This is a genomic window from Pseudoalteromonas sp. Z1A2 (assembly GCF_011378755.1).
Classification (GTDB): domain Bacteria; phylum Pseudomonadota; class Gammaproteobacteria; order Enterobacterales; family Alteromonadaceae; genus Pseudoalteromonas; species Pseudoalteromonas distincta.
Window position 1 is genome coordinate 72,421 of record NZ_WTKX01000005.1, and the last position, 18,293, is coordinate 90,713.

The following is an 18,293-nucleotide window of genomic DNA, read 5'->3' on the forward strand; positions in this document are numbered from 1 at the left end:
GGAATAGTATGAGTGTATTGTCTTATTTTTCGGGTATTGAAAACGTGTGGCTAAATAAGCTTGTTGCTAAGTTAACGAGCTCAAATAGTCGCAGCGTCAAAAGCGGCAACGTTTATATAATTGGTGCGGGCCCAGGAGACGCAGAGCTAATTACAGTAAAAGCGCAGCGTTTAATTAATACCGCCGATGTTGTTTTATACGATTGGTTAGTAAGCGATGATTTATTAAAAACGCTTCCTAAAAAAGCACAGCGAGTATTTGTAGGTAAACGTGCGGGTAAACATTCGATGACCCAAGCTAACATTTGCGAACTACTGGTTAAATACGCACAACAAGGCTTAAACGTAGTGCGTTTAAAAGGCGGCGATCCGAGTATATTTGCACGTATTAACGAAGAAGCCGATGCGCTTAGTGAGCATAATATTAATTTTGCTATTGTTCCGGGTGTGACAACGGCTTGTGCTACGTCCGCTTATACGGGTATTCCGCTCACTGCACGCGATGTAGCGCGTAGTGTTACATTTTTAACAGCGCAGTTTGCCGATCCTAACAAGCAACCTCATTGGCAAAATTACGCGTTTATGCCTGCAAACAACAACCCCACTTTAGTGGTTTATATGGGGCTTTCGCGCTTACAAACGCTAAGCTGCGGTTTGCAATCAGTGGGCTGGCCAAGTAATACACCCATCGCACTAATAGAGAATGCCACTAGTACTAAGCAAAAAGTAATTACCAGTACGCTTGAGAAAATAGTAAATGAGCATGCTAAACACAACCTTCAAGGCCCTACCCTAATTATGATTGGTGAAGTAATAAATCATAAAATGGCTATTAGTCCTGAGTTACTAAACAGTGTAAATGTTAACGCATGACGTAAAATGAATAATGCACTTTTCGCGCTTACTACCTCCCCAGGAGTAGGCGCTTTTTTTGTTTTTAATTTGGGTTCAAGTTGTGTGCAATAACATACTTAAATGCACCAAATAAGTTAAAAGTAATGGCAAGTTAAATTATAGAAACACAGTGACAAATAAAAATAATACTTTAAGCAATTGTATTAGCTTGATTTTAAATTCAATGATGAAATTTATTAATGATTGGAACAGTGGTTGCACTTTAAAAACAAAAAAGTGTGGAATAATACCAATGGCGACAAGCAACCCTCTCACAAAACAGTTTTTATTAGCGGCTAAGTATCAAGAAATACACGCGCTAAAGCAATTACAAAACAGTTGTGCCTCGCTTACTAAGTTAGGCGATTTTGTACATCAGTTACAAAAAGAACGTGCAATGAGTAATATCTTTTTGGCCTCAAATCGCGAGCGATTTAAAACCCAATTACAAGAACAAATCCCTTTAAGCAGCAGCGCACAAACTGCATTTTATGATTCTCTTAAACAAACATTTATAAACGACAACGCCGATACTGGTCATACTCGGTTATTTAATTTAATTACCTATAGCCTGCAAACACTTGACGCATTGCCCGAACTACGCAATCAAATAGCACAACAAAACATTAGTGCAGTGCATGCTACGCAGTCATTCACTCAGTTAATTGCTAGTTTACTCAATATTATTTTAGAGGCAGCAGATGGCGCAAGCGATCCTAAAATAACGCGTTTGTTAGTCGCATTTTTCAATTTTATGCAAGGTAAAGAGTACGCAGGACAAGAGCGCGCCTGTGGTGCACAAGCATTTGCAGCGAGTAAATTTACCACTGAGCAAAAACAACAACTCGCGCATTTTGAACAAGAGCAAAACCACAGCTTTGACTTTTTTAATGAGTACGCCGATGCGCACCTTTTAAAATGCTTTGCCACACTAACAACACATCAGGTTAATAATCAGGTAGAGCAACTTAGAAGTTTACTGCAAAAACTCGATGACGAGAATGCTCAACCGCTCTCGCAACTAAGCGAAGTATGGTACGAAGTAACCACTACGCGCATAGATATAATGCACAAAATTGAACAAAATATAGCAGATCAATTAATTGATACCGCAGCAATGCAAATAGCCTTTGCTCAACGTAGTTTAAATACAAATAAGCAAGTACTTAACAATATGGCAGAGCAACACATAGCCCCTACTTTTGGCCAATTAGCCATTAAGCAACCAGAGCCAGAAGTAAACCAAAATATAGCGGCCGATAAGCTCAACAGTAATAAAACTATGTATGATTTAATTATCGAGCAAAGCCAGCATATAAAACAAATAAACCAAGCGTTACTTGACGCTAAAAAAGTTATTAGTGAGCAAAAGGTAATTCACCAAGCCAAGTACATACTTATTGAGCAGTTAAAGCTCACCGAAGAGCAAGCCCATAAACAGCTACAAAAACAAGCAATGGATACGCATAAAACCTTATTTAGCGTAGCGCAAACAATTGTACAAATGAGCGATTAAATATGCTGTTTTTACTTGGGCATGTTGATCTTTAGTAATACCACTACCCTAAATAATAGTTATTTATTAAGTTACAAATTTCACACCCATATTGAGTTTTGCCTTATTTTAAAATTGATTCATAACCTGCTGACTATAATAAGGTAAAACCCTAATTTGAAGTCTATTTATAATGCAAATTATTCAACGCATTCAAAATAATCAACTACAATAAGTTAATCATTTGTTGCATCTCATTTTAATGAGGCATATTTAATACTGTTGTAGGAGTTTGAATGCCCAATGTAGAGAGTTATATAGAAGGTGTATCATTAATAGATGAGCAGCAATTAACAACTTCTCTTGATAATGACATTCAAACAAACATAAAAAACATTGCTGAGCTAATTTTAAACATTTTTGATGCGAGCTCATTTTCTATTGTTGCTAATCAGCCTTCAGGTGTCGTTGAGCTATATAAATCAGGTTCAGAAATAGCAGTAGCTGAAGAGCAACTAGCTGATGATATTTTTAATGAATCGATTATTGAGCATGACCTTAAAATATTTAGAGTTATATCGCCTATTATATTGCCCTCAAACCTTAAGTTTGGATGGTTGATATTCGAGCGAGCAAGTGATTCACTACTTACAGAAAAAGAAAAATCAATTTTAAATAGTTTACAAAAAAACTTTGTAAATCAGTTAGTCCAACGTAAAAACTTATTAGATAAAATAAACAGTGCTAAGTATAATTCAACAATTTGCGAGCAAAACAAAAAAGACGAAACTGAAAAAGATCGCTTAATTAAAAAATTACAAAAAATGAGCGATGAACTTGATGAATTTACCAGTATTGCTTCACACGATCTCAAGTCACCATTAAATGCTATAAAACGTTTATTAGAATGGGTTTATGATGATTGCAAAGATTTACTCCCTCAAGAGCACCTAGAAAATTTTCAGCTTGTGCTCAGCAGAGCTAATAGAATGCAAGTACTCCTAGAAGATTTACTAAGCTACTCGAGAATAAATAGCTGTGATTCAACTCGTGCAAACATATCTTTAGAAAGTCTTTACCAAGATATAGAAAAAATTTTAGAAGTTCCACAAGCTGTCACTGTTGATATACATGCCAATAACGAAGTACTCGATATACCACTGATCCCTTTTAAAACTGTTTTTCAAAATCTTATTAGTAATGCAATAAAACATAACAATAAAGAGCACTCGGTTATCGACATTTCACTTATCCCCTCTAATCAATATTACATTATTGAAATAAAAGATAATGGCCCTGGAATTGACCCTAAATATTTTTCACTCATATTTAAGTTATTTCAAACATTACAATCTCGAGATGACGTTGAAGGTAGCGGCATTGGACTCTGCATTGCCAATAAGCTCATTATTAATTACAGGGGAAAAATTGAAGTAGCCTCCGGTGGAAAGCTTGGCAGTACATTCACTATTTATTGGCCAAAATTTTAACTATGAAATTATCAATTATAAACGAGCATCATGTTGATGCTGCTCTTAGAAGGAACGTATGAATATTTTAATTGTTGATGATGACTTAGTTGATCGCAAATTAATTAAAAAAATGCTTATTTCTGATGGCTCTCAACTTCATAACATCACTGAAGTAACATGCGTTTGCGAAGGGTTAAAAGTAATTGAAAACAACCACTTTGACATAATTTTACTCGATTATAATATGCCCAAAGAAGACGGTATTGAAATGCTAATTGAAATGCGCAAAAAACCTAAACTCGGTAATACCGCAATTATCATGATCAGCTCTTCAGAAAATTCAACCTTGGCAATTGAGTGTATAGAAGCCGGTGCTCAAGATTTTTTACCTAAAGGAGATATAACAGGAAGCAGTTTAAATAAAGCACTTATATATGCCAAAAAACGCTTCGAGGCAGAACAACGTATGCACAACAGTTATCTTGCTGTAAAGCATATGGCAGAACGGGATCAGCTTACTGGTTTGTCTAATCGATATCATTTTGAAGAAATACTAAAAGTAATGATAGCTAACAATAAACGTGCTAAAAACTGCGTGGCGTTACTTGCTTTAGATTTAGATAACTTTAAAAATATTAATGATACGCTTGGCCATAGTGTCGGCGACGAAATTTTAATACAAACAGTAGAAAGAATTCATAGTTGCCTGAGACAAAATGAAGGATTTGCTCGATTAGGTGGTGATGAATTTGCAGTTATAATAGGTGGAATTTGCAATATTAATCAAATAGGTATGATAGCAAATAGAATACTAGCTGAAGTGTCTAAACCCTTTTTGCATGAAGGTAGAACTTTAAATTGCAGTGTTAGTATAGGAAGTGCTTTATACCCAAACGATGCGACTGAATCTCATGAACTGCTAAAATGTGCTGACATTGCAATGTATCGCTCAAAGCAAAGTGGTAAAAGTAGAATTAGCTTTTACAAAGAGCAATATCAGTACGAATTTAGTCGCCGAGTGGATATTCAAAATAGTATAAAAGAGCATATAGAGGAAAAAAACTTTAGGCTATTTTATCAACCTGTTTATTGTTCAAAAACACAAATAATGACAGGTGTCGAAGCCCTTATCCGTTGGCCAGATACAACCATTCATTATACTCCTGATGAATTTATTCCTATTGCTGAAGAGTGCCGATTAATAGCCCCTCTTGGAAAATGGATAATTGCGAGCGCTTTAGAGCAGTTATCTTTATGGCAGCAAAGCTATGAAACTCCCTTAACACTATCTATCAATATTTCACCTATTCAGCTACAAAAAGAGATTTTAGAGAGCTATTTATTAGAGACAGTCAAAACATACAACTTAAAAACCAACAGTATTATTCTTGAAATAACAGAAACAGCTTTTATGGAAAATAGTAAAGAAGTGATTGAGATATTAACTTCTTTGTCTAACAAGGGATTTAGGATTGCTTTGGACGATTTTGGTATGGGGTACTCATCCATATCTCATCTAATATCTTACCCTATTGATATAGTAAAATTAGACAAAAGCATGCAGTCGTTGGATGGAGAAAATAATAAGCGATTAAAAATAATCGAGAGTTTATCTTTAATGCTAAAAAAATTAGATTTTTTTGTGGTAGCTGAAGGAATCGAAACGAAAGCCCAACATCAGCTATGTAAAAAACTAAACATAGACTACTTGCAAGGTTTTCTATTTTCAAAACCTATGCCTGCAAACGAGATTAACTTGATACTCGATGACTATTGTAAAAAATCATCCTTAAATAAATAGGTTATTTTGAGCCTCTGTAAAATTGAAGCTTAAATCAGACACCTATATAACTTTAAGCTAAAAACCTTTGGTTTGAGCCACATACTCAAACTAAAGGCTCTTCAATTGGCACAGCCTAATAGGTTAAAACTTAAAATACATGCACATCAGCTGTATTTATCTAAATGCTGACCAATAACAGCCATGACTTTTTCTTTTAACTCTGCTGCCTGAAAACTTCCTTTTACAAGGTAACCTTTTACAAAGTCGTGTGACATTATAATCTTTTTTTCTTCTTCTCTTTCAGATGAGCTAAACATCATAACTACACACGAGCTTATCTCTATCATTTTTCTGAGTTTAGAGAACTTCTCTAAAAATTGAATGCCATTAACTTTTGGCATATTAATGTCTAAAAATATAAGAATTGGAGGAAATCCATCAGGGTACTTTATTCTATTAGATTCATAATTTTCTAAAAATTCTAATGCTTCTTGACCATCTTTTTTTTCAAAAATTGTAAGGTCTAACTTGGCTTCTTTTATTAGCCTTTTAAGAATATACCGGTCAACTTCGTTGTCATCGACAATTAATATAGGGGGTTTAATTTTTGTCATATTAGCTTATCCAATGGTATTACTATTTTAAATGTTGTGCCTTTATCAGAGCTTTGCAGTGATATTTCACCGTTTAAGTACTCAATATGTTTTTTAACCAACGCCATCCCTAAACCAGAGCCCGTACTCGTCTGTGCATGAAATCGCTTAAACATATCAAACACTTCACCTTGATGCTTTTGTGGTATTCCCATTCCGTTATCTGTAACAGTAATAAAAAACGTCTCTTGTTCATTAAAAATATTACAGCGGACATAAGGGGAGTCTTTATTTCTGTCGTAATACTTCAACCCGTTTGAAATTAAGTTTTCAATAATTTGAGCAAAACGCGCTTTTTCTGACTTTATAGGTACTGATAGATTAATTGTTGTCTCGAGCTTACAAGGGTTGTCTTTCATAAGCCAAGTGAGTCGCTCTTTCATATCAATAATCAACTGATTAAAATCAATTACATATCTATCTTCACTACCAATTTCAGCTTTAGCTAATAGTAAAATATCAACAACAAGTGTCTCTAACTTTTCCATTTGTTGATAGATAACCAATGCATTTCGACTTGCCTCTTCAGTATCTCCTGCTTTTATATCTTCAATAACAAAATGCGCTAGGGATTTAGCCCCTGACAACGGTGATTTCAGGTCATGAGAAGCTCGATAAGCAAACTGTGCAAGTTCGTCATTTGCTTGCTGCAGGGAGGCTGTTTGGCTATTTATAATCTCTTTGAGTTCAATACTGTTTTCAATATTTAAAAGATCATTTTTAATCCGCTGCCTGGCCGCGATAACGAGTGCTTTTAATTCACCCGACGTTTTTATATCAAGCTCATCATCTAGGTTAATATTGCTTTCGGGTTTACTTGATAAGAGCAGGGTAAGATTTCGAATAGAGCTGGATATAGTACGAGAAAGGTAACTTATAAAAATAATATTAAAAAAAGATATGACGATAACAAGTGGAATTAACGTCATTAGTATAAACGATACTGTTTTTCTGATTGGTTCTTCAAACATCTCAGAGTGTTTGTTAAAGCTGACAAGTGCAACATTAAGGTTTAGTAAAAAATCAGCTCTACTGAGTTCACCTTTTTCATACTGAGTAACTGACAGTAGTGTTTTATCCGCAATTTCTATATCTTTTTCACAAATTGTTAAAGTTTGCTCTGTGTTAATAAATTTCATAACAGCATAATTTAATGGATTTATTTCTTCAATACAGTCAATTGGTTGCTGCCTAATTAACAATATATCTGACTCAATGGTATTTATATCTATGGGGAGATCATTTTCTATTTTTTTAACTGACTTAGTAAGTTGATGAGTATATTTTAAGTGAAGAAAATTAAGTTGGTGAAACTTGGCCCCTTTAGCTATTTCAAAAGCTGAGTAAACAGTAATACTTACCTCTGCAGCTGTTAAAATCACAATAAGCATCAGTTTTCTGGAGATATTCATATACGACACCTATTTTAGCTACTAACCCAACAGTTTATTAATAACACTATAATAATTATAGTATTTATCACATTAGGTATAGCAGGTTTTATCTTTTTTACTAGCTCCTCTATAAATAACAATTTACGCTTAACTTAGTTCATTTTTAATACAAAGCTTCTTTTTAATTTTAGTTTGCCACTCAAGAGCAAGCTCCGGCAATTCGAGTGCTGCTAATAATACACTTTCATAATCTGGATATTTTTTATCAAAAAAAGCCTGGAACAGTTTTTTTACTGATATGTCGTGCGAGGCTTTCTTCTCGATAACAACACTATCACCCGTTTTTGCAACGCCCTGCTCTAGTACCCTAAAATACACGCCAGTGCAGTAATGCTGCGTAAACAGTTTAAGGCTGTTTTTATTATTAAGGGCGATAGCTAATTTAAAACAAGGCACACGAGGCTGGCTTACTTCAAGTAATGCAGTACCAATTCGAATATGGTCACCTATGTGTATATTCGCTTCATCAAGGTCAGAAATCGTGAAGTTTTCGCCAAAGGCACCTACTGCCAAATCATCATTCTCGAGGGTTTGTTTCCAATAATCATAATGATTGTGCGAACACGCGTAAACCGCTTTATCAACCCCGCCGTGATTAACTAAATCAGCTTGCTCATCCCCTATAATATTTAGCTTTTCAATAACAACAGGTTCGTTAGTTGGCGTTTTGAATATTCCCGTTTTCACCTCTTTACCATTATGAATAAGAGTTTTAATTTTAGAGATATTAGTCGAGATGATTTTCATTGCGATACCAACGGATGAGGAAGTAAAGATTAATTATGCAGGTTTTAAAATTATTATAAATAAATTTAAGCAAAAAAATGACCGCTTAAGACTAAGCAGTCATTTAACAATATACAGTTTTTATTATTCTGCTTGTTTTAAAAAATACGTTTCGGCCAGTCCGTTATGTATTCCAGCTAAGTCTATTTGTATTTCATCGATAAAGTCATGCAACAGACCATTTTTAAGTACTCGTACGTCTTTATTTTCTAACTCAACAATTGCATCATCAATTGATTTAATAATTTCTGTTGAGTTTGGCAAAGGTAAAACCAATGCTTTTAATTCATTCATACAAAATAAAATAGATCGTGGGAATACTTTGCTGTGCATCACAAATTCTATTACATCAGCACGCTGTACTCTAACGCCCATTTCTTGGCGATACATTTGATAAGCACTTAACGAACGCAATAAACTGATCCACTGAATATTATCAAACGGCTTCACTTCTTCTTCATTAGTAATTAACGTAGCAGAGCGAATATCTAAAATTCGCGATGTCATATCTGCGCGCTCTATAATCGAACCAAAGCGGATAAAAACATAGCCCTGATCATGATTAATTGTGGCATCTAACGCCCCAAATATTTGATGGGCTGAATCTATAATCTTTTTTAAATAATCAAAACGTCCGCGCTTTGTTATCCCTTCTTTTTGATTATCTTTTACATAATAATAAAGAGAGTTAATTTCTTCCCATACATCTCGCGGTATTACATCGCGAATTGTACGCGCGCTTTCTCGTGCCGAAGTAATAGAGTTTAAAATTGACGAGCTGTTATCACTACCAACAAGTAAATACCTTAATGCTTTTTGTTCAGTAAAATCAGTATGGTTTTCTGAATACGCTTTACGCACACCAATAATATCAATTAATGGCTCCCAGCCGGTACATACGCCTTTGGGTAAGTCCATCATCAGTAAATTGTTAACGTTGATTAAACGAGCCACATTTTCCGCGCGCTCAATGTATCGAGATACCCAATATAAAGTTTCGCCTACTCTTGATAACATATTATTTAGCCTCTTCGTCAACAATCCAAGTATCTTTACTGCCACCACCTTGTGATGAATTAACCACCAAAGAGCCTTTAACCATAGCAACACGCGTTAATCCACCAGTGGTAACTTGCGTATCTTTACCTGATGATAAAATAAACGGTCTTAAATCGGTATGTCGCCCATCTGGTTTATTACCATCAAATGTTGGTACTGTTGATAAATCTAATGTTGGTTGAGCTACCCAATTTCGTGGGTCCGCTTTAATTTGAGCAATACACGCTTCTTGTTCTTTTTTCGTCGATTTAGGACCAATTAATAATCCATATCCGCCAGATTCATTTGCAGGTTTAACAACAAGCTTATCGATATTTTTAATCACATGGTCGCATTCTTTCGGATCTAAACATTTGAACGTTGGGACATTTGCAAGTTTAGCTTCTTCACCTAAGTAGTACTTAATCATCTCAGGTACATAGGCGTAAACTACTTTGTCATCAGCAACACCTGCACCTGGTGCATTAACCAAAGCAACGTTGCCTTTAGACCAAGCACGCATTAAACCAGGAACGCCCAGTTGTGATTCTGGTAAAAAGGCTTCTGGGTCTAAAAATAAATCATCAATACGACGATAAATAACATCAACTCGTTGTAGCCCTGTGATTGTTCTCATGTATACACAATCATCTTTTTCAACAACTAAGTCCCGTCCTTCTACCAGTTCGCAACCCATTTCTTGGGCAAGATAACAATGTTCAAAGTAAGCTGAGTTAAATACCCCAGGCGTAAGTACCACAACTTCTGGTTTATCTTGTGGACGAGCCGACATTGCCGCTAGCATATCAAATAATTGTGAGGGGTAATCATCAACAGGTAAAATAGACACTTGCTCAAATAATTCAGGGAATACACGCTTCATTACAGAGCGATTTTCAAGCATATAAGATACACCTGAAGGAACACGCAGGTTATCCTCAAGCACATACATTGTACCGCTACCATCGCGTACTAAATCTGAGCCACAGATATGCGCCCATATTTTATTTGGCGGATTTATTCCCACACATTGCTGGCGAAAGTTAACTGATTTTTCTAGTAACCCTTTTGGAAAAACACCATCTTTTATTATTTTTTGGTCGTGGTATAAATCATCTATAAAAAGGTTAAGCGCTTCAACACGTTGCTTTAAACCAACCTCTACGCTTTGCCATTCTTTTTTGCCAATGGTACGCGGTATAATATCAAACGGCCAGGCTCTATCAATCATATTACCTTCGTTGTAAACCGTGAAAGTAATACCCATTTCTTTAATTGCTAAATCAGCAACCGCTCTGGCTTTTACTAATTCTTCTGCTGATAAATTAGCAAAAAATTGTGCTAATTGTGTTCCATGCGATCTAACGTTTCCTTGTGCATCAATTAATTCATCAAAGAAACCTTTTGTTTGGTACGCTTTCCAATCAATTTTCATACACTCTTTCACCTTATCCATCATCATATATGACGTAGTTAAACTGCTATTCCATTCGAATCATATCAACCGCTACATCAAGCAATTGACTACCGCCACCAAATACCACTCCTTTTAAAGGAGTTACGTCAGAAAAGTCTCGCCCTACGGCTAGAGTAATATGCTGATCGCGTGGTAAAACATTATTTGTTGGATCAAAATCAACCCAACCAAAGTTTGGCACAAATACCGCAAACCATGCATGAGTTGCATCTGCACCTTCTAGCTTTTCTTCGCCTTCTGGCGGCATGGTTTCTATGTACCCACTTACGTATCGACCTGCTAACCCCACGCTGCGTAAGCATGCAAGCGCAAAGTGTGCAAAGTCTTGGCAAACGCCCCTTTTTTGTGCAAAAACAGTGCTCAAAGGCGTACTAATTGTTGTAAAACCAGGATCATAATGAAATTCATGAAAAATCCGTGCCATTAAATCTTTGCATGCAGAAATTATATTTTTGTGTGCATCAAACGAAATTAATGCGTATTCCTTAATTCCTTTATCTATTGGAATAAGCTGTGAAGGTAGTACAAATTCAGACGTTTTTAATAATTCCGCCGTATTTGGTTTAACCAATAAATCACGTACTTTTCGCCAAGCAATATCAACACTCTCTAAATTGCTATTAGCGCCGACTAACAGTTCTACCTCGCTGATCATCGTTACTTTAAGTTTTTTATGCTGTATTGCTATTTCAAACGCTGTTACCTGATTATTAAAATAATCAGTAAATGTTTGTAAGTAAGTCGGTGTAGGTTCAATTTCTACACGACTACTGTGGCATATTTGCCCGCGATTCGTTTTTGGCGTTAATCGCGCTTGGTTTTGACACAAACTAACAAAGTCTGAATAGTTGTATGTAGTCGAGTGCTTTATTTTATATTTCACGATTGAGCTTGCTCAATATTAGTCCAGTTCAATTTATTTGCCGTTTGGGTATGAGAAAAATACTGTAGTAATAATACATCACAAAATGTATCTAAGTTCATACGCGTATTATGGTTAAATTCGATTAACTGGTTACGTTGCCCATTTTCACTTTTTTGTAGGTAATCTTTCTCAGTTACATAGCAACTTGTTTTAGACAGTAAAATTGCTTTTTCGTGTGCCGCAATTACGCCTTGTCTGCGTTTTGTGGGTAAATGCTTACACAACTTATTAATTTCCTCTAACTGAAATAATAAAGAACGTGGGTATTCAGCATCTAAAAGTAATAACTCAAGCCCTGTACCAATGGTTTGATACATTCTGTATCGGCGCTTATGCGTAACTAAACTAACTTGGCAACTTAGCACTGCTTCAAGTAAGCCAAGCTCTTCGGGCTCGTCTAACTCTTTGGTTAATAAAGCCGCACTTAGTGATGTTATTTGTAAGCTCCGCTCTACTCTTCTGCCCATTTCGAGTAAAAACCAGCCGTTACTATTTGGCATACAATCTGTAATCGAGCCATTAAAAGCCATAATTGAGCCTATAACTCTATCTAGGCTGCTTTGCATTGCACGCGTTGGGATATTAATATTTACATTTTTAAATACTTTAATTTGCTCATTAATATCATCAATTATTCGGCGGCTATCATGAGATAGTAATTCTTGAATTTGCACCGACGCATTAGCAATGTACTTTAATGTATTAATAATACTGCCAGCGCATTGCTCGTCTGCAAGGAGTTGAAAGGCAGTTTCTTTAGACAGATTTACATCAATTCCATCTAGTTTTAAATCAGGTTCTATATAGGGATAAACAATATATTGCGACCTAATGGCATTAGAAAGCCGTGCAACTATACTTTTTCGTATTGAATCTGGGTAAACAGAAAATTCGGTGTACTTGTCTATAAAAATACGCAATATACGTATGGTGTTTTCGCAGCGTTCTAAGTATCGGCCCAACCAAAAAAGGTGCTCAGCCGTACGGCTCGAAATAACCCCTTCGAGTAGCGTTACATCCATTCTTTTTCTAATTGGCACCGGTGGATTATGCTCGCCTAAATCAACTCTATCGGCTGTATTTATCCATGTATCTTTGATCCAACCAGATACTCTTGGGTTGTTACTTTTTTCGTTCGAAAAACACAGTGCTGAAGGAAGTACTTCTACGCCATTTTCAGTGGTTAATGCATAACACCTAAACACCACTGGCTTGGAGATTAATTGCCCGTCATGCCAAAATGGTGCACTGCTAAAAGAAGGTTTTTCTTGGAAAAAGTAATTATCGGGTTCTTTGCTAATAAGTAGCTTTATTTCTTGCTCGTCTAACACTCCATCTAACTTGAGTGTAGGGTCTATAGCAGATAGTAGTTCGAGGTTATTCCAATCAACGGCTTGCGCTTCTTTTACACTTAAATAATTTGGCTCACCTAATAACAGCGGTTGTTTTAAAATTTGCTGCGATAACTTTTCTAAGTTGCACTTTATTGAAGGTGACGAGAGCACACCGCTACCAAACGGGTTTAAAACCTTAACCGACCCTTGTCGTACCGATTGTAATAAGCCCGGAATACCATGAAGTGAATATTCAGTTTGCTCTAAAGAGTCAATACAACGATCAGAAACCCAGCGTAAAATGACATTAATTTTACCCAAGCCTTGTAACGATTTTAAACAAACGTCACCACCACGTACGGTTAAGTCGGCGCTTTGTACTAATGTGTAGCCAAAGTAGGTAGATAGGAATGCATGCTCGTTGTAGTTAGGGTCATCAATTCCTTGGGTGAGAATTACAATGCGTGGGTCATCCATATAGTGGGTATATTCATTAATACCCTCTTGGAATAGGTTTAAAAACTCTTTAATTTGCTGAACATTACATTCTGCAAATTCTTCAGCCATTACACGCCTTGCAATAATACGGCTTTTAATTAATAGCCCTAAGCCCAGCGGGCACTGGCAATGATCGCTTAATACTTTAAATTCGCCTGTTGGCGTGCGGTAAACATCTAATGCTGTAAAAAAAAGTGTTAATTCGTTACTAGGTAAACTAAAACCTTCGCGTAAGTAATTAGGGTCTTGAAAAAGCTGCTTTGCAGGAATATGGCCATCAACTAATAGAGTTTGGTCACCGTAAATATCTTGCTGAATTTTATTTAATAGAAGGGTTCTTTGTTTTATTCCCTCTTCGAGCAAGGTCCAATCAGCTTTTGATAACATAAAAGGCAACGGGTCGAAGTGCCATTGCTTATTACTTTCATTTTTAATATTGCCATTTTGTAGTAATTGGCTAATTTCTGTAGCGCGGCTACTAACATCATCTGCTGTTAGGCTAGCTAAACGCTTAAATAAAGTATCCCAATGGTCTGGGTTTAAACCACTGTGGTTTGCTAGTTCATCATGTCCATGTGATTTATCAAGGTATAAAGACAACCACTCAGGCAATTCCGGCATCGCGTTATTGTTAATATACAAGCTGAAAGTGCTCCAATTTATAGTAAATAGCCGTGTTCATAATGATGCTTTAAAAATATTTAGTCATTCCACTTTAAATAATTTCAAAGTGGAATGACACAACTATCAATTATTATTTAAAGTTAGGCTGCCTGCGTAAATCCAAGGTATTTGGATAATCAGGATTACTACTTTCTTCATCAGGTACCACGTATTCACTTGCGCTTTGCGCCGACTGAAAACTATGCGTAACCGCCGATGGGCTCCAGCTTGGTTCTGCTGATGCAAGTAAAGATGGTGTATGCCCATGCTCCCAAAATCTTGCGACTCTGCGCCCTTCTGCTTCAAATGCATTAACCGGTAGCGTTTCAGGATTACGCCCACCAGCATGGCTCACATGATATACAAAGCCTCCAACTGAACGTCCTTCCCACGTATCGATTAAATCAAAAACTAATGGTGCATGTACGCCAATAGTTGGGTGAAGCGCTGTAGGTGGTTGCCAAGCTCTGTATCGTATACCCGCGACCATTTCATCTTTTGCTTTACCTTTAACCGGTTTAAGCGGCACTCTTCGACCATTACACGTTACAACATAGCGATCGCTCATTACTCCTTGTACTTTTATTTGCACTCTTTCTAATGACGAATCTACATAGCGCGCCGTACCCGACGCACTTGCCTCTTCGCCTAGTACATGCCAAGGCTCGATTGCGGTTCTAAGCTCAAGTGTAACGTTATCAAGTTCTCGCGTGCCACATACCGGAAACCTAAATTCAAAAAATGGATTTAACCAACTTAACTGAAATTGAAAACCTGCTTGTTGTAAATCGCGGCTTACTTCAGCTAAATCGTTTTCTACATATTGTGGTAATAAAAACTTATCGTGTAACTCAGTACCCCAACGTATTAATGGCTTGTGGTAAGGTTTTTTCCAAAACCAAGCAAGTAAAGTACGCAACAGTAGCATTTGCACTAAACTCATTTGTGAATGTGGAGGCATTTCAAAGCCTCTAAATTCTACAATCCCTAAACGACCTGTGGCTGAATCGGGTGAATAGAGCTTATCTATACAAAATTCTGCTCTGTGTGTATTACCCGTTAAATCCACCAATAAATTACGCAGTAACCTATCAACTAACCAAGGCTCAGGCACCTCACCTTCGGGCATATGTGAGAAAGCAATTTCTAGCTCGTATAAAACTTCATCACGGGCTTCATCCACTCGCGGTGCTTGGCTTGTAGGACCAATAAAAAGCCCCGAAAACAAATACGACAAACCAGGATGATGCTGCCAATAGGTAATAAAACTTCTTAAAATATCAGGTCTGCGTAAAAATGGGCTTTGATCAGGTGTTTCGCCACCAAGCGTTACGTGGTTACCACCACCAGTACCAGTATGGCGACCATCTGCCATAAACTTATCGGTACCTAATCGGCATTCTTTTGCTAAACCATATAGCGTTGTGGTTCGACTGACTAATTGATCCCACGATGTTGAAGGATGAATATTTACTTCAATAACACCTGGATCTGGCGTTACAGCGTATTTTTCTACGCGGCTATCTTTAGGTGGGCTATAGCCTTCAATAACAAGCGGCATTTTAAGTTCTTTAGCCACACTCTCTATACTACTTATTAAACCCATGTAATGTTCAAAATGACTTGTTGGTGGCATAAATATATATAAACGCCCCTCTCTCACTTCCATGACAAGCGCAGTTTTAACCATTTCTTTACCAATAAAGCCCTTTTTAAGCTTTTTAGCTTTGGTAAAATTTTCTGGAATATCAAACGGGTCGCGGTCAATAATATTGCCGCTCCACTCAAGGCTGTCTAAAGGTAGGCGATAACCAAGTGGTGATTCACCCGGTAATAAAAAACAATGACCCCGTTTAAACTCCCACGTACACGACTGCCAACAGTTTTTACTATCGTTCCATTTTAAAGGTAGAACATAGCCAACAGGCTTTTCTATGCCTTTATCCATTTTAGCTAAAAAGCCTTTTCGGCTCATTGCATGAAGAAGCTCTGGTTGATCTGGCTTTATTTCGGTAGGTAATGAGGCTTCTTGCCACATGTGATATAAAATATCTTCATAAGCCGTAGTAAGTGCCTTGGTTTCAAGACCAAGTGAGTCACACAGTTTATCAGCAAACTTTTTAGTATCGGTATGATCAAATTTGTAATCTTTATTAGGATCGGCTAATAGTGCAGCATCTTGCCATAAAGGCTCACCATCTTTGCGCCAATAACATGCGTATTGCCAACGTGGTAATGGCTCACCCGGATACCATTTACCTTGTCCGTAATGAGTAAAGCCACCTTTTGTGTATACTTTATTCATTTCTACAAATAAATTTTGAGCTAATATTCTTTTTTCTTTACCATCGGCATCAGTATTCCACTGAGGATGTTCCATATCGTCAATAGAAATAAACGTAGGCTCGCCACCCATAGTTAAATGTATGTTTTCTTCATTGTAAACATTGTCAACGTGCTGACCTAAGCGGTTAATTGCCGCCCACTGCGCCTCAGAATACGGCTTAGTAACACGTGGGTCTTCGTGTACACGCGTTACTTTATTATAAAAGCTAAACTCAGATTTACAGTCGTCTATGCCGCCTGTTACCGGCGCTGCCGAGCTTGGCTCTGGCGTACACGCCAATGGAATATGACCTTCACCAGCAAATAAACCCGAGGTAGGATCAAGCCCTATCCAACCTGCACCCGGAATATACACCTCGGTCCATGCATGCAAATCGGTAAAGTCTTCTTCTGGACCGCTTGGGCCATCTAGTGATTTTTGATCTGAGGTTAGCTGTACTAGGTAGCCCGATACAAATCGAGATGCCAACCCTAAATGACGAAACAATTGTACTAACAACCAAGCAGAATCACGACACGAACCTGTTTTTTTACTTATTGTTTCGTTCGGTGTTTGTACGCCAGGTTCTAAACGAATGCCATAACCAACTAACTCATAAATAGCTTGATTAACAGCGACTAAAAAATCAACGCTTCTAAGCGGCTCTTTAGGGTTTAAAGATTTAATTAACTCTTTAAATTTTGGACTGGCTTTGCGTTTTTTTAAATAAGGAGAGAGTTCTGACTTTGAAATAGCATCGTAAACAAACGGGAAGTTTTCGGCGTAATCTTCTAAAAAGAAATCAAAAGGATTAATAACCGTTAGTTCGGCGACCAAATCAACTGTAAAACTAAATTCGGTAGTTGGCTTGTTAAACACCACCCTCGCTTGGTAATTACCAAAAGGGTCTTGTTGCCAATTTATATAATGATCTTCTGGAACTATTTTTAAAGAATAACTTTTAATTTTTGTACGGCTATGTGGCGCTGGACGTAATCGGAATATATGCGGCCCCATATTAACTGACCGGTCGTATTTATACTGAGTATGGTGCGAAATCCCAACTGTAATTGTCATCTATTAATTCCCCTTTAATAATGTATGGCCACAATATAACGCTGAAAATATTATTTGGACTAATTCACTTGTGCAATTTTTATACCAAAAGACTTGCTTAAGTAGTACTGTTCATCCACTCGCGGCTCTTGCACAAAGCAACGTTATGCATAAAGGTTTTGACCTAATTAATAGGAAAAACACACCTATTTAATAAATAGTAAACTTAGTGTAATTTAAACCATCAATTTTAGATTTTTAATGGTGCAGAAAATGCACCAAAATAGTGCTTTAAAATAACTTACAATTAAAGCTAATTAATTTAAAATATTGAAATAAAACAAATAAAGTTAATTTTTAAAAATACTTACTCCGTTATTTATAACGCTAAACGGTTATAATTAAAAGTATTTATTTAGAGTTTAAAAATCATTAAAAAT

12 protein-coding genes are annotated in these 18,293 nt (G+C 36.7%); 4 read left to right on the forward strand and 8 right to left on the reverse strand.

Translation table 11 applies throughout. The annotated features are described in order from the left end of the window. Nucleotides 1-8: 8 nt before the first annotated feature. The 4 genes from cobA (at nt 9) to GQR47_RS05830 (ending at nt 5,661) form a co-directional block, all read left to right on the forward strand. A complete protein-coding gene (gene cobA / locus GQR47_RS05815) occupies nt 9-872 on the forward strand; it encodes a uroporphyrinogen-III C-methyltransferase (protein ID WP_165723647.1) in 864 nt (287 codons plus the stop codon). Nucleotides 873-1,146: 274 nt separating this feature from the next. After that, nucleotides 1,147-2,409, forward strand: a complete 1,263-nt coding sequence (locus GQR47_RS05820) for a nitrate- and nitrite sensing domain-containing protein (protein ID WP_024594748.1) — start codon at nt 1,147-1,149, stop codon at nt 2,407-2,409. A 275-nt stretch (nt 2,410-2,684) separates the two neighbouring features. Then, nucleotides 2,685-3,878 carry an ATP-binding protein gene (locus tag GQR47_RS05825; RefSeq protein WP_024594749.1) on the forward strand — a complete coding sequence of 398 codons (1,194 nt, stop codon included), beginning with the start codon at nt 2,685-2,687 and terminating at the stop codon, nt 3,876-3,878. 58 nt (nt 3,879-3,936) lie between these two features. Then, nucleotides 3,937-5,661: a GGDEF domain-containing response regulator gene (locus GQR47_RS05830; protein WP_154903770.1), complete on the forward strand. Its 1,725-nt coding sequence runs from the start codon at nt 3,937-3,939 to the stop codon at nt 5,659-5,661. 146 nt (nt 5,662-5,807) lie between these two features. Here GQR47_RS05830 and GQR47_RS05835 read toward each other — a convergent pair whose 3' ends face one another. The 8 genes from GQR47_RS05835 to GQR47_RS05870 form a co-directional block, all read right to left on the reverse strand. Further along, nucleotides 5,808-6,257, reverse strand: a complete 450-nt coding sequence (locus GQR47_RS05835) for a response regulator (protein ID WP_024596059.1) — start codon at nt 6,255-6,257, stop codon at nt 5,808-5,810. Then, nucleotides 6,254-7,708, reverse strand: coding sequence for a HAMP domain-containing sensor histidine kinase (locus GQR47_RS05840; protein WP_024596060.1), 1,455 nt, complete (start codon nt 7,706-7,708; stop codon nt 6,254-6,256). The genes GQR47_RS05835 and GQR47_RS05840 overlap by 4 nt, the downstream gene beginning before the upstream one ends. Before the next feature lie 129 nt (nt 7,709-7,837). After that, nucleotides 7,838-8,497, reverse strand: a complete 660-nt coding sequence (locus GQR47_RS05845) for an MOSC domain-containing protein (protein WP_024596061.1) — start codon at nt 8,495-8,497, stop codon at nt 7,838-7,840. 123 nt (nt 8,498-8,620) lie between these two features. Then, nucleotides 8,621-9,553 carry an alpha-E domain-containing protein gene (locus GQR47_RS05850; protein WP_007585221.1) on the reverse strand — a complete coding sequence of 311 codons (933 nt, stop codon included), beginning with the start codon at nt 9,551-9,553 and terminating at the stop codon, nt 8,621-8,623. A gap of 1 nt (nt 9,554) precedes the next feature. After that, entirely contained in the window at nt 9,555-11,009 is a 1,455-nt protein-coding gene (locus tag GQR47_RS05855) for a circularly permuted type 2 ATP-grasp protein (protein WP_024595285.1), read from the reverse strand. Between the two features lie 46 nt (nt 11,010-11,055). Next, nucleotides 11,056-11,934, reverse strand: coding sequence for a transglutaminase family protein (locus GQR47_RS05860; RefSeq protein ID WP_024590933.1), 879 nt, complete (start codon nt 11,932-11,934; stop codon nt 11,056-11,058). Beyond that, on the reverse strand, nt 11,931-14,450 hold the full coding sequence (locus GQR47_RS05865) for a circularly permuted type 2 ATP-grasp protein (RefSeq protein WP_024603478.1): 2,520 nt from the start codon (nt 14,448-14,450) through the stop codon (nt 11,931-11,933). Before GQR47_RS05865 ends, GQR47_RS05860 begins: the two co-directional genes overlap by 4 nt. 112 nt (nt 14,451-14,562) lie before the next feature. Then, the gene (locus GQR47_RS05870; protein WP_024603479.1) at nt 14,563-17,874 is read right to left on the reverse strand and encodes a transglutaminase family protein; all 3,312 of its coding nucleotides are present in this window, start codon (nt 17,872-17,874) and stop codon (nt 14,563-14,565) included. Nucleotides 17,875-18,293 lie beyond the last annotated feature (419 nt).

Excerpts from the sequence above, each read along its gene's own strand:
- cobA (WP_165723647.1), top strand. The coding sequence starts at position 9 with ATGAGTGTATTGTCTTATTTTTCGGGTATTGAAAACGTGTGGCTAAAT.
- GQR47_RS05820 (WP_024594748.1), top strand. The coding sequence starts at position 1,147 with ATGGCGACAAGCAACCCTCTCACAAAACAGTTTTTATTAGCGGCTAAG.
- GQR47_RS05825 (WP_024594749.1), top strand. The coding sequence starts at position 2,685 with ATGCCCAATGTAGAGAGTTATATAGAAGGTGTATCATTAATAGATGAG.
- GQR47_RS05830 (WP_154903770.1), top strand. The coding sequence starts at position 3,937 with ATGAATATTTTAATTGTTGATGATGACTTAGTTGATCGCAAATTAATT.
- GQR47_RS05835 (WP_024596059.1), bottom strand. The coding sequence starts at position 6,257 with ATGACAAAAATTAAACCCCCTATATTAATTGTCGATGACAACGAAGTT.
- GQR47_RS05840 (WP_024596060.1), bottom strand. The coding sequence starts at position 7,708 with ATGAATATCTCCAGAAAACTGATGCTTATTGTGATTTTAACAGCTGCA.
- GQR47_RS05845 (WP_024596061.1), bottom strand. The coding sequence starts at position 8,497 with ATGAAAATCATCTCGACTAATATCTCTAAAATTAAAACTCTTATTCAT.
- GQR47_RS05850 (WP_007585221.1), bottom strand. The coding sequence starts at position 9,553 with ATGTTATCAAGAGTAGGCGAAACTTTATATTGGGTATCTCGATACATT.
- GQR47_RS05855 (WP_024595285.1), bottom strand. The coding sequence starts at position 11,009 with ATGAAAATTGATTGGAAAGCGTACCAAACAAAAGGTTTCTTTGATGAA.
- GQR47_RS05870 (WP_024603479.1), bottom strand. The coding sequence starts at position 17,874 with ATGACAATTACAGTTGGGATTTCGCACCATACTCAGTATAAATACGAC.